The organism is Sphingorhabdus contaminans (genome assembly GCF_007280415.1).
GTDB lineage: Bacteria > Pseudomonadota > Alphaproteobacteria > Sphingomonadales > Sphingomonadaceae > Sphingorhabdus_B > Sphingorhabdus_B contaminans.
On the sequence record NZ_VKKU01000001.1, the window covers coordinates 314629 to 335633 of the forward strand.

A 21005-nucleotide genomic window follows, 5' to 3' on the forward strand; every position below is an offset into this window, starting at 1 on the left:
TTTAAAGGCGTTTCACTTCAGTGGAAAAGCGATAGCCGCCGCCCCAGATTGTTTTGATATGCTGGGGATTTTTGGGATCTACCTCAATTTTGCGCCGAAGACGGCTCACCTGATTGTCTATTGCCCGGTCAAAAGGTCCACCTTCGCGGCCACGGGTCAGATCAAGAAGCTGGTCACGCGAGAGGATATGCCCCGCTCGGCTGACGAGCGCTTCCAGCATGCGGTGTTCGCCGGATGAAAGCGGGACCAGCACGCCTTCGGGATCATGCAAGCTTTGTTCCGCAGTGTTGAGGGTCCAGCCTGCGAAGCTGTAAATGTCACCCATACGATCGGGTTTGGGGATACCGGACGATACACGGCGCAATACGACCCGGACGCGTGCAACCAGTTCCCGCGGTGAAAATGGCTTTACGACATAGTCGTCTGCACCGATTTCCAAGCCGACGATCCTGTCCGTTTCCTCTGATTTTGCAGTTAGCAGAATAACGGGCGGACCTCCATTGGCCGAAATGTGACGGCACAGGCTCAGGCCATCCTCCCCAGGCATCATGATATCCAGAAGGACAAGATCGATATCGTAAGAGAGCAGCATGGACCGTGCCGTCGAGGCGTTGGACGCGTCGCTCACGCGGAAACCTTGACGCTCCAGATATTTCCCAAGCGGATCCCGGATGGAGGCTTCGTCATCGACAAGCAGCAAATGTGGGCGCGATTTGGTCATGCTGTTTTCAATCGATACGCTTTATCGAGCCAACTGCAATAAAAAGGCCGGAGAAGAAGGAGGGGGAAACTTCTCCGGCCAAGTTTTGACACGATCTCCAAAGGGGAGGGGAAAGATCGCGCCAGCAAAGCTCTTTATTCCGCGCCGCTTTCAGGTGGCGGCGGGCGGCGGTCCCAGCGATCCTTGCGCATGGACTTGCGTTCTGCGGCAGAAATCGTTCCGTCACTATTTGCATCTGCCTTCGCAAAGCGCGCTTCGGCTGCTTTTCGAAATTCGGCTTGTGTCACGGCCTTGTCGCCATTGGTGTCGGCCAGCGCGAGCATCTTCATGCCGCCGCGTCCATGTCCGCCCATGTGGCGTTCCGGCCGGGCTCCATTGGTATCCGCATGCGATTGGCCAGCACGTTGAACATGGCGGTCTCTACGCTCGGCAATGCGTGCTTCATGGGCGGCCAGAAATTCGCTTTCGCTAATCGCGCCATTTTTGTCGCTGTCCATTTCGGCAAAATGCTTTTTGGCCATCGCGGTGCGGTCCGCGCTGTTCAGCTGGCCATCACCATTTGCATCCATTTTGGCGAAGCGCGCATCTGCCTTAGCCAGCATTTCTGCCTTGGTCACATTCTTGTCGCCGTCAGCATCCGCCTTCATTCCGGGTGCGGCATAAAGTGCTGCGGTTGTCAGCGACGCTGCAACCACCGTTGCTATTATTTTCGTCCGATCCATCTCTTCGATCCTTATCATCTCATCCGACAAAGTGGCCGGATGGTCTTGATATAGGGATAATATGTCGCAGGGATGTGTCAGCGCAATTGCTGCATTGTCGCAAAGTGTATCAGATGGCCGCTATGTTCATATTGGTGAAAGAACGGCTCACCGCGCTATTGGCGGCTCTGGAGCGGGTAAGGGGAATCGAACCCCTCTAGCTAGCTTGGAAGGCTAGTGCATTACCACTATGCTATACCCGCAATCACGGCGAACCGTTGAGCGGGCCGCTATTGCCAGCAAGTTGACCCTTCGTCAACGGGTCGATTGCAAAAGAAAGAGGCCGCAAAGTGCGGCCCCTTTCGAATTAGCGCTGAAAAAGCAATCAATGCTTTTTGTCGGCCCAGATGCTCTTGTAGGACATCCACGTCAGAACCGTGAAGATCAGGAGGAAGCCAAGGGCTGCCCAACCTGCGCTTTTGCGGTTTTCCATCTTGGGCTCTGCAGTCCAGGTCAGGAAAGCCGCAACATCCTTGGCCATCTGTGCCTTGGTTGCTTTCGTGCCATCGTCATAAGTGACCTGGTCGTCAGCAGTCAAAGGCGCGGCCATCGCGATGTTGAGGTTCGCGAAGTACGGGTTGTAGTGCAGGCCGTCCGGCGTCTTGGCATCCGGGAATTTCTTCAGCAATTCCGCAGGCTGCGCGTCTTCATAGCCAATCAGCAACGAGTAGACATAGGCAGGTCCGTTGGCGCGCGCCTTTGTGATCAGCGAAAGATCAGGCGGAAGCGCGTTATTGTTCGCAGCCCGCGCAGCAACTTCGTTGGGGAAGGGCGAAGGAATACGGTCGGCAGGAATGCCGGGACGCGTAGCAGGCTCACCGGTTTCCGGATTGATCGACGGCACTTCGGTCTTCCAGCCCTTGGCAATGGCCTTCACCTGATCCTCATTGTAGCCGAGAGCCGCAAAGTCGCGGAAGGAAACGAGGTTCAAACTGTGGCAGGCCGAGCATACTTCCGAATAGACCTTGAGACCGCGCTGCAGCTGGCCCTTGTCATATTTGCCGAACGGACCGTCGTGCGGGAATTTCTCCGCCAGCGGCATCTTGTGGAATTCATGCTCGGCGGTTGGAACGGCAGGTTCCTTGATTGCACCAATGATGGTGTCACCAAGGCCGATCAGCAGCATTCCGCTGAAAAACACGCCTACCAAAAAAGCAATTAAACGAACCATGATAGTGGCTTTCCCTGTTTTACGCGGTCGCCGTTTGAAGCGGCTTTCCTGTCACAGCTTCGGTGATCGAGTTCGGCAGCGGAAGCGGCCGTTCGATACGCGAAACGATAGGCAGGATGATCAAGAAGTGAGCGAAGTAATAAGCTGCCGCAATCTGGCTCAATACAACCCACTGGGTGTATGGAGGTTGCGCACCGCAATAGGTCAGTACGACGATACTCGGAATGAGGCCGTACCAGAAAAACTTGCGGAACAGCGGACGGTAATGACCCGAGCGCACTGGCGATGTATCCAGCCAGGGCAGGAAGAACAGCAGTAGGATCGAACCGAACATGGCAAGCACGCCCATCAGCTTCGCTTCGATCAGCACGATGCCGGTGAACGGAATTGCGAAGTTGACGGTGAATGCCTTCAGGATCGCGTAGAATGGCAGGAAGTACCATTCGGGAACGATGTGCGCCGGCGTCGAAAGCGGGTTCGCCTGAATATAGTTATCCGGATGTCCCAGCAGATTGGGCGCAAAGAAGGTGATGGCGACAAAAGCGATCAGGAATATGCCCAGACCGAAACCATCCTTTGCGGTGTAATAAGGGTGGAAGGGAACAGTGTCCTGCTCGCTCTTTACGCTGACGCCGGTCGGGTTCGATGATCCCGGAATGTGCAGCGCCCAGATGTGCAGGATGATCACGCCCGCAATCACAAATGGCAGGAGATAGTGGAGCGAGAAGAAGCGGTTCAGAGCAGCCTGATCAGGCGCAAAACCGCCCAGCAGAAGCTGGCGCAAGGGTTCACCCACCAAAGGAATGGCGGAGAAGAAGCCGGTAATAACCTGTGCCCCCCAGAAGCTCATCTGGCCCCAGGGAAGAACATAGCCCATGAATGCGGTTGCCATCATAAGCAGGAAGATAACGACACCCAGCAACCAGATCATTTCGCGCGGCGCTTTGTACGAACCGTAGAAAAGACCGCGGAAAATGTGGATGTAGACGACGATGAAGAAGAAGCTGGCGCCGTTCATGTGCGCGTAGCGGATGAACCAGCCGGCGTTCACATCGCGCATGATGTGCTCAACAGAATTGAACGCGCCATCGACGCTCGCATAATAATGCATTGCGAGAACAATACCGGTCACGATCTGGATAACCAGCGCGACACCTGCCAGAACTCCGAAGTTCCAGAAATAGTTCAGGTTGCGAGGAACCGGATAGCCGGCACCTACTGCATTATATACCAGACGGGGCAGGGGGAGACGTTCGTCGACCCACTTGGTAACCGCGTTCTGAGGCTTATATTCATTTGCCCAAGGGAAGCTCATCTTGTCTTAGCTCCTCAACCGATTTTTACGACTGTGTCGGAAATAAATGTATATTCGGGAACCGTCAGGTTCAGCGGCGCCGGACCTTTGCGGATGCGTGCGGCGGTATCATAGTGCGAACCATGGCATGGGCAGAAATAGCCGCCATATTCACCCTTAACTTCGCCAGCAGCCGCACCGAGTGGCACGCAGCCGAGATGGGTGCAGACGCCCAGTGTAATCAGCCAGTTTTCTTTACCGGGCTGTGTGCGTTCCGCCAAAGTCTGGGGATCACGAAGCGAACCGGCATCAACCTTATTGGCTTCGTCAATTTCCGAAGGGGTCAGATTGCGAATGAAAACGGGCTGCTTGCGCCAGCTGGTCTTGATGGCCTGGCCGGGCTGAATGGCAGCAACATCGACTTCGATCGATGCAAGAGCCAGCACGTCGGCGCTTGCGCTCATTTGCGAAACCAGCGGAATTGCCACTGCGACCGCGCCTACGCCAGCGAAGCTGACGGCGGCGATGTGGATGAAGTCGCGCCGGCGTACACCTTCGCCTTCTTCCACAGTTGCTGTGGCGGTTGGCGCTGTTAACTCGGCTGACGCTTCAGCCGACTTTTTGCGCGGAGCTTTGGATGTGCCTGTTGTCTTTTTGACCGTAGCCATATGCTGCCCTTATTTGCGACGCGGATTTGAAGCCCGCAATAACGTCGAAACCCCATGATGCCCTGACATAGAAAGCATTTTCACTTACTTTGACAGGACGATTCAGCGGGCCTGATAGACGTGTTTTGGCAAATTTGCCAACAGGGAATTTGGCAGATATTATACTAAAACATTGCGACGCAGTTGCAAATTGCGAAAGTGACGGAAAATTGCCGCTTTTGCTTGCTAGTGCACATAAAATAAGCCTAAAGGGCGCCCCTTTGAAATGAACAAGGCTGGAGTAACAGGCATGGCGACAGATTGGACGCCGGACAGTTGGAGAAACGCAAAGGGCATTCACATGCCCGAATATCAGGATCCAGCCGCGCTTGCGGCTACCGAGGAAACCTTGCGTAATTATCCGCCGCTGGTTTTTGCAGGGGAGGCCCGCAATCTGACCGCCGACCTCGCAAAGGTCGTCGAAGGCAAGGCGTTTCTGCTGCAGGGCGGCGACTGCGCCGAAAGCTTTGCCGAATTCCATCCGAACAATATTCGCGACACCTTCCGCGTCATTCTGCAAATGGCGGTCGTCCTGACCTTTGCGGGAAAGGTTCCCGTGGTCAAGGTCGGCCGTATGGCCGGGCAATTTGCAAAGCCCCGCTCCGCGCCCACCGAGACAATTGGTGGTGTGGAATTGCCGAGTTATTTCGGGGACATCATCAACGATATTGAATTCAATGCCGAAGGCCGCTCGCCCGATCCGGCGCGCATGGTCCGCGCCTATAGCCAGGCGGCATCGACGCTGAACCTGTTGCGCGCATTTTCCAACGGGGGATATGCCAATCTGCAGCAGGTCCATGCATGGACCCATGATTATATGGGCCGCTCGCCCTGGGCACAGAAATATAAGGAAACGGCAGACCGTATTGGCGAGGCGCTGGCCTTTATGGAGGCGTGCGGGATCACCCCTGAAACCGTGCCGCAGATCAAGGGCACCAGCTTTTACACCAGCCACGAAGCCTTGTTGCTGCCATATGAGCAGGCCATGACGCGGCAGGACAGTCTGACCGGCCGGTGGTACGATACCTCTGCGCATTTCCTGTGGATTGGTGACCGCACCCGCTTTGAAGGTTCGGCGCATGTCGAATATCTGCGCGGCATCGGTAACCCGATCGGGATCAAATGCGGACCCAGTCTGGAACCAGACGCCTTGCTGCGGATGCTCGATACGTTGAACCCCTCGCGCGAAGCGGGACGGATGACGCTGATTTCGCGCTATGGCTATGACAAGGTGGAAAGCGGATTGCCGAAACTGGTCCGTGCTGTGCAGCGTGAAGGCCATCCTGTCATCTGGTCCTGCGACCCGATGCACGGCAATGTGATAAAGTCCGCCAGCGGTTACAAAACCCGTCCGTTCGAACGGATATTGGCCGAAGTACGCGGATTCTTCGCGGTCCACCGCGCAGAGGGCAGTTTTGGCGGCGGCATCCATATCGAGATGACAGGCCAGAATGTGACCGAGTGCACCGGCGGCGCCGTCGCGGTTACCGATGAAGGTCTGGCCGACCGGTACCATACCCATTGCGATCCGCGCCTCAACGCGGCACAATCGCTTGAACTTGCGTTTTTGCTCGCCGAAATGCTCAATCAGGAATTGAACGAGCGCGCCCGGCAAGCGGCATGAGAAGGGATTTTGCCATGCAGGGAACAGTGGTCAAATCGGGTATCGGTTTCGGAAGCGCTTTGGCGATGGTGATAAGCTATACCGCGCACCAGTCGGTATTATGGGCAATCATCCACGGCATATTGAGCTGGTTCTACGTCATTTATTTCGTCGTCACCCGGTAAAGCGGTGTAACATGATGTAGAGGTTGCATGATGCGGACCGGTGCGGATAAAGCAGGTCCCATGCAACGCTTGCTCTGCGCCTTAGGCATTTCACTCTTGGTCTCGGCCTGCTCGTCGGGGGTGGAGACACGTGTCCAGACCGCCGGTGTATCGTCGCCTGTAGGCCAGACCTATATGGTTGCCGCGACCGAATATGAATCTCCCGGTCTGAAAATTGCCCAGGGACTTGTCGAAAGCGCCCTGACGTCGCGCGGGTTTGTGCGTGCGGATACCGCGCCGCTCCATCTGCAAGTCACCGTCGACTCGCGCGATGCCTCGCTTGCATTGGGAAGCACGACCGGACAACAGAGCCTTTCGCCTGCAAAGCTCCGCAAGCCGCTCCAAAATTGTGCCGACAAGGAATTCCGGGTGGGGATTACCTTGACCCGTGTGGCCGATGGTTCGGAAATATACCGCAGCCGGGTTTCGGAATATCACTGCAAACTGGCTCTGGCAGACGCCTTGCCGATCATGATCGATACCGCGCTTGCCGATCTGGGCAAGCCGCGCGGACGCTATTCCGTGCTCCGCAGCGGGATCGAATAACTCCCCAAATCCGTGTTCAGGCAATCGGCAGGGTGAAGCTGAATCTGGCGCCGCCATTGTCACCATTTGATGCCCAGACCGTCCCATTGTGCCGCGTAATGACCGCATGCACAAAGGCCAGACCCAGGCCCACACCTTTCACCCGTCCGCTGTGATTGCCGGTTGAGGCAAAACGCGTGAACAGGTTCGGCAGCAGATCGGCATCAATACCGTCACCACTATCGGATATCGTCACGATTATGTGTGTTTCGTCATGCCGGCCAATATCTATGCCGATTGCGGCGTCCGCCGGGCTGAACTTGATCGCATTGTCGACAAGGTTGCAGATTGCCCGGTGCAGGCTTTCCGGTTCGGCCAGCACAAAGGCGCTGTCGCTTGTGTCGCGTATTGCAAAGCTGATTCCCCGTTCGCGGGCGAGGGGCCACAGGCTGTCGGACGCTTCTCGGACCAGATCGGCGAGCAGTACATCTTCTCCTGCAAATTCTGTTTCTCCCATACGGGCGATGTCGACGAAATCCTGGGCAAGTTGAATGGTGCGTCGCGCGTTGCGTTCGATCCGTTTTCTGGCGTCGGCGTCGACGGGGCCGTCAAGCAGGGCAATGATCGACGACTGCGGCGCACGCATGTCGTGGGACAGAAGCTGCAGCACTTCTTCGCGATCGCGCTCGGCCTTGGCCAGCGCGGTTATGTCGGTCAGATAATGGATGTGGCCGTGTAAAATACCGGAATCGCTACGCACTTCGGACCGGCGCATGACGAATGTTTTTTCCGCAGGCGATGCGAACCGCACATATTCCTGACCCTTTGCGTGGGATTGGGCGATGTAAAGGTCAACCATAGGCCGCTGATCCGGGATAACCATCAGGTCAAGCGCATCGGTCAGCCGCCAGCCCGAAATGTCTTTGTCCAGACTTTCATTAAGCAGCTTGTTCGTCAGGGTGACCCTGTCTTCCGGGTCGGTCACAAACATCGGATCGGGCAGGTCGGCCAGCGTATCGGAAACAAAACGGCGCAGGTCGCGCATATGATCGATGGCGCTGGCGAGCGCTTCGCTTTGGCGACCTACCAGATCGGTTGTCTGGTTTGTCGGGATGGGCAGGGGGCGGACCTCGCCACTTTGTTCAAGCCCGCGCAATTCGGAATCCATGAACACGCTCATCGCCTGCAATCGGCGCCAGCCCCATAAGGGATAGACCAGCAATATGCCCAAAAGGGCTGTGCCGGGCGGAAACCACAGGCGGCCGAACAGCAGAGCGATGCTGAGCAGGAGAATTCCCGCAAGCGAGAGAAGGGAAATCATCAACACGACGCGGGGTCGAAAGCGTAAAAAGCCGAACATCAGCAGCCACATAGGGGCAAGGGTCAGGGCATAGGTCCACGGATCGGGCAAGGGCCGGATAAAATCGTTCCGGCGCGACGCGGCGAGAACATTTGCCATCACCTCCACCCCGGCCAGCATGCCGCCTTCGCCATTGGGTGTCGGGAAATTATCCCCCATACCCGCGGCGGTTGCGCCGATGATGATGTTTTTGCCCCGAACCAGTTCGTCAGGCACTTCGCTGTTGAGAATATCCGCGTAGGAAATTTCGGAGAAGCTGCCCCGTGCGGTGTAGGGGATGAGCAAAGGTTCGGCACATCCCGCTTTGGGGAAAGACGGGTCTTTGCCCTGGAAAAGACCCGTGATCAGGTGAGGCCAGGTCTTGCCGCCTTTGTCGGGTGTGAAGCAGAGTGTGGTCCGGCGCACGATCCCGTCATCATCGAACTGGATATTTACATGTCCGACCCCGGCCGCAGCCTGTGTGAAAGCCGGCACGGGCAGGATCGTATCATAATCCCGGCCGTTGCTGCCCGGTGTGTTGAAGTGCAGGGGAATATAGACCGGCGCAGGCCCCGCCGACAGTGCGGCCGCAAGCCGTTGGTCCGAATCCGGTGCGCCCGGCTCGCTCAGCAAAATGTCGAATGCGATGGCGCGTGGTTTCTTCTGCTGGAGTTTGGACAGCAACCGCGCATGGATTTCGCGGTCCCACGGCCATTTGCCGAGCGCGGTCAGGCTGGTGTCGTCAATGGCGACAATCAATATGTCGTTGTCAGCGGGCGGACGTTGGGCTGCGCTGAGCTGGTCATAGAGCAGATGGTCGAAAGCTGCCGTGCCGCGCCAGAATAGCGAGGCAACGAGCAGGCAGGTCGCAAACAGACCGATGGCCAGCCATTCGGCAGCAAGGCGACGCCGCAAATTCACAAGTCGTCTCCACCTTTCCGGCGCAGAGCGGGCCGGGCCACCATCAAGGGGCCGTGACCGTTATTTTCTCAATCGGGGTCCAGCTGGCGGCGGCTTCGCCATCGGCATATTGGATGGACCCTACACGCCAGAAATAATCGCCCGGCGGAAGATCCGACAGCGAAATCATCATTGATTCCAGGCCTGCCTCGTCGACCATAGCCACATTTGTGACGGCGTTGCGGAACAGCTGGAAATGGAATCTTTGCGGCCCGTTGCCTTCGGCACGCCAGCGAAACACATAGGCGTCATTTTCGCGGCCCGCCGTTCCTGTTACGCTGTTCAGACGCCGTTTGAAGGTGAATGTGGCGGGCAAGCCCTGCAACCCTGCAGGCGAAATGGCGCGGGCGCGGATGAAATAATTGCCGTCGGGCAAATCGGCAAATTCGGCTTTACCGTCCGGCACAATGCTGTCGGCAACCTGCTCGATAAAGCCGGAATCGCTTGCAATGGTGTAGCGCACAGGGACCGTCTGGGCTGCAGCAAAGCGGACGATCTTGTCGGCTTGCAAACGACCGGGCGCAACCAGCTCGGGCGCGGGCAGCAGGGCTTCGGTGAAAACACCGCCATCGGCCGTGACCGCCAGCCCGCTGCCTGCGGGGACAGCACGCGCGGCTTTACCGCCCGCATCAACCGACAATCCGCCTTCGACGACTTCGGCAAAATCATTCTGCGTATCGGCATCATAGCGCGACTGGAAATCCGTGCCGCGGACGGCGGAAACCGCCTTGGGTGTGCGGACGCGGTAACTGTCGTCCGGCGATTTCTTTTTCGCCACCGACGACCGGATGCCGCCCCGGGCGACGTCAAAGTCATAATCCAGAATGTCGCCCAGCAGATAGGTACGCAACCGCCGGATGCGGATTGCGCTGTTCGACGGCAGGGAAATACGCGAACCGTCATCAAGCACCATTGTCGCAAAAGATGACGGACCGGTCGTAATGGCCGTGCCTTCCTGCAATTTTTGCCCGTTCCGTGCGGCGGCGTCATTTTGTGTAACCTGACCGCGAACCGCAACAATCTCCGCTGATGCCGGCCGGTACTTCAAAAGGCTGCGCGGGATGGTGAGAATTTTGCCGATAGGGATCCTGTAAGGATCGACGATCCGGTTCTGACGCTGGACAATCTTGTAGCTTTGCGGCGTCAGGAAATAGCGGTCGCCCAGCCCGATAAGGGTGTCGCCCTTCTGTACGCTATAGCGGACCGGAGCAGCCTCACTCTGCGCTGCCGCCCCGGTTGTCCCGCAAAGGCTTAATGCGAAGCCCAGAAATGCAGTGGCAAGCCGTGGCATGGTTGGCCGCATAATATGTCCCGTCAGTTGCTTGTTGTAATCGTTTCCAGACGGTAGCCATAACCGAAGACGGTAAAAATCCGAAATCCGTTTTCAGGCTGCAGGTCAAGCTTTGCACGCACACGGGAAATATGCATGTCCAGCGTGCGCGTGGCGAGCACGGCGTTGGTGCGCCAGATTGTTTCCATGATGTAATTGCGTGACAAAGTGCGATCCGCATTGCGGAAAAACAGATCGGCCAGCTCGAATTCTTTGGCGGTCATGGTGATGGTCTCGCCATGGAGTGTGACGGTCTGGTCGAGCCGGTTCAGATGATATTTGCCGTAAACCGCCTCTGCATCAAAGGCACCGGCGCCCGCATTTCGGCGCAGCATGGCATTGATACGTGCGGCAACGACCGAACGGTCTTCCGGCTTGGTGATATAATCATCTGCGCCTGCGTTCAGGGCATCGCTGATGTCTTTTTTCGCCGACCGGTTGGTCATCATGATCACCGGCGGATGCTCGGGCAGGGATGCCTGCATCCATTTGAGCAGATCAATCCCGTCCTTGCCGGGAATGTTCCAATCGAGAATGACCAGATCGAACGTTTCGCGCATCAGCGCCTGCGACAGTTTGTTGCCGTCCGCAAAACTGACAGCAATATGGCCCAGTTCTTCCACAATCGATTTCAGAAAAGCTACGACGTCCGCCTCGTCATCGGCAATAACAACACGCATATGTTCGACCCTACCCAATGGCACCAATTTTCTAAAAGGTGTCCCTCGGGAGGCCAAATATAGTGAATCGCCCCTCCGCGCCAGTGCACGTTGTGCGTTGTTACAAGCATTTACAAAGCTTGCGTGGCGATGAAGCGATGACGGAATGGAAGAAGATGGCTGGGGCGGCAGGGATCGAACCTGCGAATGGCGGCATCAAAAGCCGCTGCCTTACCGCTTGGCGACGCCCCATCATCTTGGCTTTTTGCGCGATCAGGTGGCCGAAGCCTCCTGTGCTGCGGCGGCCTTATAGCGCGAGTTTCGGCAATGGCAATTGCCGAAACGCGGGAAATTTCGATCAGCCGATGGGTTGTACCCAGCCATGCGGATCGGGCGCAATCCCGCGCTGTATGTTCACCAGTTTGCCCCGCAATTGCTGGGTAATCTGGCCGGGTCCGCCTGCGCCTATGGTGAAACTGCCATTGGTGCTGTGCACGCTGCCGACAGGTGTGACGACCGCAGCGGTGCCGCAGGCAAATGCCTCGACCAGCTTTCCGGACGTGGCATCGGCGCGCCACTGGTCAATGGCATAGCGTTCTTCGCGGACGTTCAATCCCTGTTCGCGCGCGAGTTCGATGATCGATTCGCGGGTGATGCCTTCCAAGATGGTGCCATCGGTCGGCGGCGTGATAAGCGTTCCATCGTCGAAGAGGAAAAACAGGTTCATGCCGCCCAGTTCTTCAATCCAGCGATGCTCTGCGGCATCGAGAAAGACGACCTGGTCACATCCGTTGCGAATGGCTTCGGACTGCGCAACCAGACTCGATGCATAATTGCCGCCACATTTGGCCGCACCCGTCCCGCCGGGGGCGGCGCGGGTATAATGTTCGGAAACCCATATCTTGATCGCGGGCGCGCCGCTCTTGAAATAGTTACCGGCTGCCGATGCGATCACCATGTAGAGATATTCCGCCGACGGCTTCACGCCCAGGAACACCTCGCTGGCGATCATGAAGGGGCGCAGATAGATGGATCCGCCTTCGACCGGCGGGAACCAATGCTGGTCCACCTCAACAAGCTGGCGGCAGGATTGCAGAAAAAGCTCCTCCGGCAATTCCGGCATGGCAAGCCTTTTGGCGGAACGCTGGAATCGGCGGGCATTTTGTTCGGGGCGGAACAGCGCCATGGTGCCATCGGCGAGCCGGTAGGCTTTCAGCCCTTCGAAAATTTCCTGCGCATAATGCAGCACGGCGGTCGCCGGATCGAGCGTCAGCGGTGCGCGGGGACCTACCTTGGCATCGTGCCATCCCTTGTCATCGGAATAGCGGATGGTCACCATATGGTCGGTGAACACGCGTCCAAAGCCGGGGTCGGCGAGCAGTTCGGCACGGCGGGCGTCGTCAACCGGGTTCGGGTTCGCCTCAAATGGAAATGCGCCAGCGGTCATATCTGCTCTCAATACCTTGTTGTGTTCGTCCCTTAAGGGCTTGCACTGTCCTATGGGCTGCGCCAAGATACGTCAATATGGCTGTCCCATCTCCTATCCCTGCAACGCCTGCTGCATCACCCCTGTTTCTTCGCGAGCATGAGGTCCGCCGCGGCGTCGAACTGCTGTTTTTCGGATATACCCGGCTCACCCGTTCGATTGACGAGGGGTTGGCCGAACATGGCCTTGGACGCGCGCACCACCGCGCGCTTTATTTTATCGCGCGCCAGCCGGACCTGACGATCAGCGATTTGCTGCGGATTTTGGCCATCACCAAACAGTCGCTCGGTCGCGTGCTCAATGATCTGTCCGCCCGCAATCTTGTCGAAACGCGAAGCGGTTCGGCGGACCGGCGGCAAAAGCTGTTGCGGCTGACCGAACAGGGGAAAGCATTTGAAGCCCAGCTGTTCGAAGCTTTGCGCACCAGCCTTGCAACCGCCTATGCCGCGGCCGGCCAGGAATCGGTCACCGGTTTCTGGCGGGTGTTGGAGGGGCTGATACCGACCGAAGACCGCGCAATGGTTGCCGCGTTACAAAAGGATATATGATGCGCGATACGCTCAACAGGCTGGAAAAGGTCATCGCCGAACGGCGCGGGGCAACGGCGGACACAAGTTATGTGGCATCCCTGTTTGCCAAAGGTCGGGAAAAAATTGCCCAGAAGCTGGGTGAAGAAGCGACCGAGACGGTGATTGCCTCTTTGTCCGGCGACCCGGCCAAACTGACCGCCGAGGCGGCGGACCTGCTTTTTCACCTGCTCGTCCTTTTGGCCGAAGGCGGCGTGTCGGTGGATGATGTGCTTGCCGAACTGGACCGCCGTGACGGCCTGTCGGGAATAGCAGAAAAGGCCAGCAGAACGGAGTGATCTATGCCGATTGACGCGACACAGCCCTATGATGACCAGAATATCTTCGCCAAAATCCTGCGCGGTGAAATTCCCAACCGGACCGTGTATGAAGACGAATGGGCACTGGCCTTCCACGACATCAACCCGCAAGCGCCCGAGCATGTTCTGGTCATTCCCAAGGGTGCCTATGTGTGCTGGGATGATTTCAGTGCCAAGGCAAGCGAAGCGGAGATTGCCGGATTCGTGAGAGCGGTCGGCCATGTCGCGCGCACGATGGGATTGGTTGAGCCGGGTTACCGCCTGCTCGCCAACACCGGATTCGATGCACATCAGGAGGTTCCGCACCTGCATGTCCACATTTTTGGTGGAAAACCGCTGGGACCGATGCTTGTTCGTTGAAATTAAGTTGCGCGCTTTGCATTTGCGGTTAGTTTCCGCGAAATAACAATCCTTCGGGGAGAAGAAGATGGCGAGTGAACCGCAAACCGTGATGCAGCGCATGTTCGCGCGCAAAACGATCGCACAAGTACAAAAAGAAACGGCCAGCAGCGAACTGAAACGGTCGCTAGGCAAATGGAACCTGCTGTTGCTGGGGGTTGGCTGCATTATCGGGGCAGGTATCTTCGTGCGTACCGGCAGTGCGGCTGCGTTGCACGCTGGTCCGGCGGTGATGCTGTCCTTCGTTGTGGCGGGCCTCGTCTGCGCTTTTGCAGGCCTCTGCTATGCCGAGCTTTCGTCAACATTGCCGGTATCCGGCTCTGCTTACACCTATAGCTACACCACATTGGGCGAATTTGTTGCCTGGATCATGGGCGCTTTGCTGTTACTCGAATATGGTCTTGCCGCGTCGGTGGTCGCGGTTGGGTGGAGCGGCTATGTCGTCAGCCTCTTGGCGGATTTCGGCATCGTCATACCTGCAGAACTGACCGGTCCTACAGGGCAGGTGCTGATGCGGGACGGCGCACCTGTGCTTGTTGATGGCGCAACCGTAACGGCGATCTTTAACCTGCCTGCCTTCCTCATCTGTATGGCGCTTGCGCTGCTGTTGATGGTTGGCGTGTCGGAATCGGCAAAGGTCAACAACATCATCGTGGCCATCAAGGTCAGCGTATTGGCAGCCTTCATTCTAGTCGGCGGCTTTATCGTGCTGTCGAACCTTGGCGAATATATGGCGACCAACTGGACGCCATTCATTCCCGAAAACACCGGCGACGGCGAATTCGGCGTTGACGGCATCATGCGCGCCGCGTCGATCGTATTCTTTGCCTATATCGGGTTTGAAGCCGTTTCGACCGCAGGTCAGGAGGCCAAAGACCCGAAACGCGATATGCCCTTTGGCATTATCGGTTCGCTGATTGTCTGCACCGTCATCTATATGCTGGTTGCAGCGATCATGACCTTGCTGGTTCCCTATGCGTCGCTGAACGTGCCGGATCCTGTGGCCGTTGTTGTCGACAGCTTCGGTGCGCAGTGGGCCTGGCTCGCCAAGACGATCAAGGTTGGTGCCATCATCGGTCTGACGTCGGTTGTGCTGGTTCTGATGTACGCCCAGACGCGTATTTTCTACACCATGGCACGTGACGGTTTGCTGCCCAAGATTTTCTCGCGGGTGCATCCGAAGTTCCACACACCTTATGTCAACACGATGCTCGTGGGTACCATCACCGCCGTTGCGGCTGGCTTCTTCGACATCAACGTGTTGGGTGACATGACCTCTGTCGGTACATTGGCGGCATTCGCCATTGTGTGTCTGTCGGTTATCTATCTGCGTCGTGCAGCACCTGATCTGCCACGCGGATTTTCGGTACCATTATATCCGCTGACGCCGGCCTTGGGCATATTGTCGTGCCTCTATCTGATCACGACTGTTCCCTTCAATGTGCTGATATTCTTCATCTACTTCCTGGTGGGTGCGGTTGCGCTTTATTTCATCTACGGAATGCGCAATTCAAACCTGCAGCATGACCAGATGATGGATGCTGCGCCGGACATGGGGGAATTCCCCGGACCCGTGCACGACAATTAAGAACAGTCGTAACATGAAACAGAAAGGGAGGCTTCGGCCTCCCTTTTTTATTGCCCCCGCGGGTTAGAGGGTAATTTAGGTGTCGTGCCCGGGCGCGTAAACAAGACACCTTTTTCGCACCACAGTACAAGCGCCAAAGCGGCGAGGCCGCACACCAGAAAGCCGCCTGCAACCGGCAGAACGCTGCCGTCAAACTGCTGGCCAATGGCAGCGCCAATACCTGCAGCCAAAAGCGTTTTGACAAATGACTGGAATGACGAAGCCGCGCCGGCCACCTCGCCAAAAGGGGTCATGGCAATGGACGAAAAATTGGACCCGATAAATCCGACCATGGCCATATTCGCCGTCAGCAACGAAAGGAACAGGGGGAGTGATGTCGGCGCAAATTCAGCCGCTGCAACCTGAAACAGCCCCAATATGATGAAGCTGATCAGGGCGGTTTGGGATACCCGGCGGGCACCAAATCGCTCGACAATCCGCGCATTGGTGAAGTTGGATGCGGCTATTCCAAGCGCAACTATGGCAAAACCGATGGTGAAGAAACTGGCCGCATCAAAGACCTCGTCAAAAAGCTGCGGCGAGCTGTTCAGATAGCCGAAGAGCGCCCCCTGCACGATACCGGCCCCGATCATATATCCTGCCGCATTGCGGTTCGTGATGACCTTTGTCCACGCTTTGGCCAGGGCATGCGGTTCGATGGGAATGACATTTTCCGGACGCAGCGTTTCGGGCAAACGATAATAGACCCAGAACGCTGCCGCGATCGCCATGAAAGCCATCAGGTCGAAAATGGTACGCCACCCTGCAAAGAGCAGCACAAATTGCCCGATGGTAGGCGCGATAATGGGAACGATCATGAATATCAGGAAAATGGTCGACATGCGCCGCGCCATGGCGTCGCCTTCAAACTGGTCCCGGATGACCGAGACAACCAGAACCCCCATCGCGGCGGCCATCAGGCCATGGCAAAAACGCATGGCCAGCAGCAGTTCAAAGCTGTTGGAAAAACTGCAGGCAAGCGAAAACAGGGCCGCGCCGACTGTTGCAATCAACAGGATCGGCTTGCGTCCGTAACGGTCCGACAAGGGGCCGTGGATCAACGCGCCAATCCCGGTTCCTACAAGGAAAACCGAGATCACATACTGGATGCTATTGGGGTTAGCGAGGCTGAGATTGCCGACAATTGCGGGAAAAGCGGGCAGCATGGAATCAATCGCCAAGGCGTTCAGCGCCATCAGCGACGCCATCATCACCGTCAGTTCCTTGTCACCGAGAGTCTTTTTGAGGGGGAGGGGAGAGTTCATAGGCAACCTATGCTGCACCCGCACAGTTTTGGCCACCCGCTAAATGAGCCCAGCGCTCCGCATACTTGAATAACCGTCTTTGCCGATGATGATATGGTCATGCACGGCGATCCCGAAGTTTTTGGCGGCAGCGATGATATCGCGCGTCATGGCAATATCCTGACGGCTGGGGGCGCTGTCGCCGCTGGGGTGGTTGTGGACCAGTATGATTGCAGCCGCGCCAAGGTCCATGGCCCGTCTTATGACCTCGCGGGTGTAAATGGCAGCCTGATCAATCGACCCTTCGCTGGCAATCTCGTCGCGGATCAGCATGTTCTTGCTGTTCAGATAGAGGGTGCGGACACGTTCGATTGTCAGATGCGCCATATCGGCCCGTAGATAATCGAGAAGAGACTGCCAGGACGCTAAAATAGGCTGCTCGCGTACCGGTTCGCTCAATAGGCGCAAGGCGGCGGCCTGGACAATTTTAAGCGCCGCAGTGCTCGTTTCGCCCATGCCGGATTGCCGGGCGATATTTTCGGTATCTGCGGTCAACAATGCCGAAAAGCCGCCATAATGGGCCAGCAATTGCTTGGCCAATGGCTTGGTGTCTTTACGCGGAATGGCAAGCGCCAGAATATATTCCACAAGTTCATGGTCGAGAAGCGAGTCACCTCCCGCTTCCAGCAGGCGTGTTCGAAGGCGGGCGCGGTGGCCTGCTCCATGGTGTGAATCGGTTGTGTGGGCGACCCCCATCACGGCTATCCTCTTGCAATTTATCGTCTTTTCGGAAAATTTTGTCGTTCAGGCAAGCTTATAGATGCGAATGGCATTGCAACCCTATGCCCTTTCACGCATTTGACAGTCATGCAGTTACCTGCCGACGCCGAAAATCTCATGGATAGCGAGCCCGAACCCTTTCGCGGCTGGCGGTGGAAATATACCATATTTGCCGCAGTCACCGTCCTTTTCGCCGTCCTGATCCTGGTCGCATGGGCGCAGCGTAACAGCATTGCCGACCGTTTCGTGCAAAGCGAACTGGCGAGCAGGGGAATCCGGGCAACCTATACCATCGACCAGATCGGTTTCCGGACCCAGCGTATCCGCAATCTGGTCATAGGGGACCCCGCGCGCCCCGATCTGACGGCCGATGAAGTTGAAGTGGATGTTGCCCTCAATTTTTCGGGCGCGAATTTGCGCGATGTCCGTGCAAAGGGCATATCGCTGCGCGGGCGCTATGCCGATGGCAAGCTGTCCTTTGGTGAACTCGACAAATTTGCCGACCCCACATCGAAAGAACCCTTTGAATGGCCCGACATCGGACTGGTCATAAAGGATGCAAAAGCGCGTATTGAAACGCCGTGGGGGAATATAGGTGTCGGGCTGAACGGCAGGGGACTTCTCCGCAACCAGTTTGCCGCCCGCCTGTCGCTCCGGTCGACGGCCATCGCGGCGGGCGGTTGCCGCGCGCCGGCGGTCGCCTATGACGGAAAGCTGCTGCTCGAATGGCGCCAGCCGCACCTGATCGGTCCATTGTCAGCATCTTCATTGGACTGCACGGCGGAAGGACTGGCCGTCGCCGCGCCCAAAGTGGATGTCGATGTCAAATTGTCCGAGCGTCTCGACAAATGGGTCGGCGATATCGGATTTGCCGCCGCCACGATCCGCTATCCGGGCATCGCTGCAACAGCGCCAAAGGGCGTGCTTTCGGTCGATGGCGGGTTGCGCCGGACCAATTTTGCGCTGGCTCTGGAAAAGGCTGGCGTGCGGTCGGCACCCTTGACCGTTTCGCGCCTGTCGCTGGATGCGAAGGGCTATGGAGGTCTGAACGACGGCAAGTTCGCCCTTTCCGCCCGGGGAGACATGGCGGTGGGCGGCGGATCGCTGGATCGCGGATCACTGGGAAGCCTGCGCGCACTGGTGGCGCAGACGCGGGATACGCCGGTGGGGTCGTTACTTGCGCGTATCGCACCGGTCGTCGAACGGGCAGGGGACCGTTTTGACGGCACAATCGAATTTGACGCCTTCCGCGATTTTCAGGGGCGTATGGGATCAACCATTTCGTCGCTGGCCGTCAAAAGCAACTCGGGCGCGCAGCTTCGCCAGATCAGCCCGCTTGTGATCCAGTCATCGGCAACAGGTTGGCGGATCGGTGCGCCTGTGCAACTTGCGCTCAGTGGACGCGATGTTCCCAACGCTACCCTTTCCTTGCGTCCGTCCTCGGGCTCGCAATGGGCGGGCAATATAAGGGTTGCACCTTTCACAGGCGGCTCGGCACGGCTGGCGGTTCCCGCACTGGCATTTAGTGGCAGCCCGGGCGGCGCGTGGCGCTTTAACGGGCAGGCCTTGTTGTCAGGGCCTTTGCCGAACGGATTTGTCAGCGGCATGCAATTGCCCTTGTCGGGCCGCTACGATCGCGGCGGGTTTGCGCTTTATGACAGTTGCCAGTCGGTTCGTTTCGATTCCCTGAAGATTGCGAGTTTGGCCTTGCGATCCCAGAGTCTGCGGCTTTGCCCCGACGGGGGAAGGCCGGTTTTTTCGACGGGCAACGGACGGACACGCTTTGTCGCCAACCTCCCGAACTTCGCGGTGCGCGGCAGCCTTGGCAGCTCGCCTTTATCGGCACAAAGCGCGTCCATCCGTTTCAGCCTGGACGACGGTTTTGTGGCGCGGAATGTCGCGGTCAACCTTGGGCAGGCGGACAGCGCCACCGATTTCGCGGTGGCGGAATTGACCGGCCGGTTCGGCGGTGGAGGTACGACCGGCACGCTGCAGGGCGGTTCCGGTCAGATCGGCAATGTTCCTCTCCTGATCGACGATGCGGCGGGTAACTGGCGCTATTTGAATAATGTGCTGACACTGGACAGCAATTTGCAGGTCCTCGATGCCGAGCAGGTTGACCGGTTCAAGCCGATGCGTGTGCCCGACATGTTGCTGACACTTGAAAACAATATCATCACCGCGATCGGCAATATTACGGAGCCGGAAACCGGCACGCGCGTTGCCGGCGTCGACATCCGGCATGCCCTGAACACCAGCAGCGGCCGGGCCTTATTGGCGGTCGACAATTTGCGGTTCACCGAAAGTTTTCAACCTTCCGAGCTTACGCCACTGGTCGTCGGCGTCTTTGCCAATGTCGATGGCGTCGTCAACGGCGATGGACGCATCGAATGGGACGCCCAGGGGGTCCGGAGCAGCGGACGTGTGGCGACCACGGGCATGAACCTTGCGGCAGCCTTCGGTCCGGTGGAAGGGTTGACCACCGAGATGGTGTTCACCGACCTCCTCGGCCTCGAAACCGGGCCATCCCAGATCGCGACCATAACTTCCGTCAATCCCGGTATCCCGGCCTTGAACGGATCGATCCGCTACCAGTTGCTTCCCGACCAGCAGGTGCGCATCGAATCCGGGCGCTGGCCCTTTGCGGGGGGTGAACTGATATTGGAACCGACGACGCTGGATTTCGGGGTCGAGAAAGAACGGCGGCTGACCTTCCGCGTAGTCGGTGTGGACGCGGAGAAATTCCTTGCCGGATATGATTTCCAGAATCTGCGCGTGACTGGGGTGTTTGACGGGACCCTGCCGATGATTTTCAACCAGGACGGCGGACGTATCGAAGGCGGTGCGCTGGTATCCCGCCCCGGGGGCGGCGAGGTGAGCTATCTTGGCGAACTGGCGTATGAGGATATGGGCACATTCGGAAACTTCGCGTTCGAAGCCTTAAGGTCCATCCGTTATTCCACCCTGACAATAGGCGTTGGCGGTGAACTGGATGGCGAGATTGTGACCGACATCAGTTTTACAGGATTACAACAGGGGAGCGGCGCAAAGCGCAACTTCATCACCAAGCAGCTTGCGCGGATACCTATCAAATTCAACGTGACTATCACGGCGGAGTTTATGGCGCTGATCAACAAGATACGCGACTATTATGACCCCAGCCTATTTGTTCAGCGCGAACTGCCCGAATTATTGGAAAAACGTCGCGAAGGCTCGTCGGATCGACCGACAGCGACCGACGCGCCCGTTAAGAAAGATGAACAGAAAGATGAATGACCCATTCAGCAAG

The 21005-nt window shown here is 57.5% G+C and carries 19 protein-coding genes and 2 tRNA genes; 8 read left to right on the forward strand and 13 right to left on the reverse strand.

The window, feature by feature from the left end:
* Window position 1: 1 nt before the first annotated feature.
* The 6 genes from FOM92_RS01645 to petA form a co-directional block, all read right to left on the reverse strand.
* Window positions 2–721, reverse strand: a complete 720-nt coding sequence (locus FOM92_RS01645) for a response regulator (protein ID WP_143775040.1) — start codon at window positions 719–721, stop codon at window positions 2–4.
* A gap of 134 nt (window positions 722–855) precedes the next feature.
* Window positions 856–1443 carry an EF-hand domain-containing protein gene (locus FOM92_RS01650; RefSeq protein WP_170226764.1) on the reverse strand — a complete coding sequence of 196 codons (588 nt, stop codon included), beginning with the start codon at window positions 1441–1443 and terminating at the stop codon, window positions 856–858.
* Window positions 1444–1611: 168 nt separating this feature from the next.
* A tRNA-Gly gene (locus FOM92_RS01655) sits at window positions 1612–1685 on the reverse strand.
* Window positions 1686–1807: 122 nt separating this feature from the next.
* Window positions 1808–2653, reverse strand: coding sequence for a cytochrome c1 (locus tag FOM92_RS01660; protein WP_143775042.1), 846 nt, complete (start codon window positions 2651–2653; stop codon window positions 1808–1810).
* Between the two features lie 19 nt (window positions 2654–2672).
* Window positions 2673–3968 (reverse strand): cytochrome b, encoded by a 1296-nt coding sequence (locus FOM92_RS01665; protein WP_143775043.1) that lies wholly within the window; start codon window positions 3966–3968, stop codon window positions 2673–2675.
* Between the two features lie 14 nt (window positions 3969–3982).
* The gene (petA, locus tag FOM92_RS01670; protein WP_246087202.1) at window positions 3983–4516 is read right to left on the reverse strand and encodes a ubiquinol-cytochrome c reductase iron-sulfur subunit; all 534 of its coding nucleotides are present in this window, start codon (window positions 4514–4516) and stop codon (window positions 3983–3985) included.
* Between the two features lie 388 nt (window positions 4517–4904).
* On the opposite strand from petA, the gene FOM92_RS01675 reads away from it, so the two are divergent.
* Genes FOM92_RS01675 through FOM92_RS01680 form a run of 3 tightly spaced genes read left to right on the forward strand, consistent with a single transcriptional unit; the run spans window position 4905 to window position 7027 of the window.
* Window positions 4905–6278 carry a class II 3-deoxy-7-phosphoheptulonate synthase gene (locus FOM92_RS01675; RefSeq protein ID WP_143776269.1) on the forward strand — a complete coding sequence of 458 codons (1374 nt, stop codon included), beginning with the start codon at window positions 4905–4907 and terminating at the stop codon, window positions 6276–6278.
* A complete protein-coding gene (locus tag FOM92_RS15880) occupies window positions 6275–6442 on the forward strand; it encodes a hypothetical protein (RefSeq protein ID WP_170226748.1) in 168 nt (55 codons plus the stop codon). Before FOM92_RS01675 ends, FOM92_RS15880 begins: the two co-directional genes overlap by 4 nt.
* Before the next feature lie 60 nt (window positions 6443–6502).
* Window positions 6503–7027 (forward strand): hypothetical protein, encoded by a 525-nt coding sequence (locus FOM92_RS01680; RefSeq protein WP_143775045.1) that lies wholly within the window; start codon window positions 6503–6505, stop codon window positions 7025–7027.
* Between the two features lie 16 nt (window positions 7028–7043).
* Here FOM92_RS01680 and FOM92_RS01685 read toward each other — a convergent pair whose 3' ends face one another.
* The 5 genes from FOM92_RS01685 to FOM92_RS01705 all read right to left on the reverse strand — a co-directional run bounded on the left by FOM92_RS01685 (window position 7044) and on the right by FOM92_RS01705 (window position 12741).
* Window positions 7044–9266 (reverse strand): CHASE2 domain-containing protein, encoded by a 2223-nt coding sequence (locus FOM92_RS01685; protein WP_143775046.1) that lies wholly within the window; start codon window positions 9264–9266, stop codon window positions 7044–7046.
* Window positions 9267–9309: 43 nt separating this feature from the next.
* Complete coding sequence (locus FOM92_RS01690; protein WP_170226765.1) at window positions 9310–10596, reverse strand: FecR family protein; 1287 nt, start codon at window positions 10594–10596, stop codon at window positions 9310–9312.
* Between the two features lie 23 nt (window positions 10597–10619).
* On the reverse strand, window positions 10620–11315 hold the full coding sequence (locus tag FOM92_RS01695) for a response regulator transcription factor (RefSeq protein WP_143775048.1): 696 nt from the start codon (window positions 11313–11315) through the stop codon (window positions 10620–10622).
* A gap of 156 nt (window positions 11316–11471) precedes the next feature.
* Window positions 11472–11546, reverse strand: a tRNA-Gln gene (locus FOM92_RS01700).
* A 106-nt stretch (window positions 11547–11652) separates the two neighbouring features.
* Entirely contained in the window at window positions 11653–12741 is a 1089-nt protein-coding gene (locus FOM92_RS01705) for a branched-chain amino acid aminotransferase (RefSeq protein WP_143775049.1), read from the reverse strand.
* A gap of 77 nt (window positions 12742–12818) precedes the next feature.
* Between FOM92_RS01705 and FOM92_RS01710 the strand changes: the two genes are divergently transcribed.
* The 4 genes from FOM92_RS01710 to FOM92_RS01725 all read left to right on the forward strand — a co-directional run bounded on the left by FOM92_RS01710 (window position 12819) and on the right by FOM92_RS01725 (window position 15653).
* On the forward strand, window positions 12819–13328 hold the full coding sequence (locus FOM92_RS01710) for a MarR family winged helix-turn-helix transcriptional regulator (protein ID WP_143775050.1): 510 nt from the start codon (window positions 12819–12821) through the stop codon (window positions 13326–13328).
* Window positions 13328–13645 (forward strand): phosphoribosyl-ATP diphosphatase, encoded by a 318-nt coding sequence (locus tag FOM92_RS01715; protein ID WP_143776270.1) that lies wholly within the window; start codon window positions 13328–13330, stop codon window positions 13643–13645. The genes FOM92_RS01710 and FOM92_RS01715 overlap by 1 nt, the downstream gene beginning before the upstream one ends.
* Window positions 13646–13648: 3 nt before the next feature.
* On the forward strand, window positions 13649–14026 hold the full coding sequence (locus FOM92_RS01720; RefSeq protein ID WP_143775051.1) for a histidine triad nucleotide-binding protein: 378 nt from the start codon (window positions 13649–13651) through the stop codon (window positions 14024–14026).
* A 67-nt stretch (window positions 14027–14093) separates the two neighbouring features.
* Entirely contained in the window at window positions 14094–15653 is a 1560-nt protein-coding gene (locus FOM92_RS01725) for an amino acid permease (protein ID WP_143775052.1), read from the forward strand.
* 47 nt (window positions 15654–15700) lie between these two features.
* Here the strand turns inward: FOM92_RS01725 and FOM92_RS01730 are convergent, their stop codons facing one another.
* Window positions 15701–16957 (reverse strand): multidrug effflux MFS transporter, encoded by a 1257-nt coding sequence (locus FOM92_RS01730; protein ID WP_143775053.1) that lies wholly within the window; start codon window positions 16955–16957, stop codon window positions 15701–15703.
* Between the two features lie 39 nt (window positions 16958–16996).
* The gene (gene radC / locus FOM92_RS01735) at window positions 16997–17692 is read right to left on the reverse strand and encodes a RadC family protein (protein WP_143775054.1); all 696 of its coding nucleotides are present in this window, start codon (window positions 17690–17692) and stop codon (window positions 16997–16999) included.
* A gap of 111 nt (window positions 17693–17803) precedes the next feature.
* Between radC and FOM92_RS01740 the strand changes: the two genes are divergently transcribed.
* Window positions 17804–20992, forward strand: a complete 3189-nt coding sequence (locus tag FOM92_RS01740) for an intermembrane phospholipid transport YdbH family protein (protein WP_143775055.1) — start codon at window positions 17804–17806, stop codon at window positions 20990–20992.
* Window positions 20993–21005 lie beyond the last annotated feature (13 nt).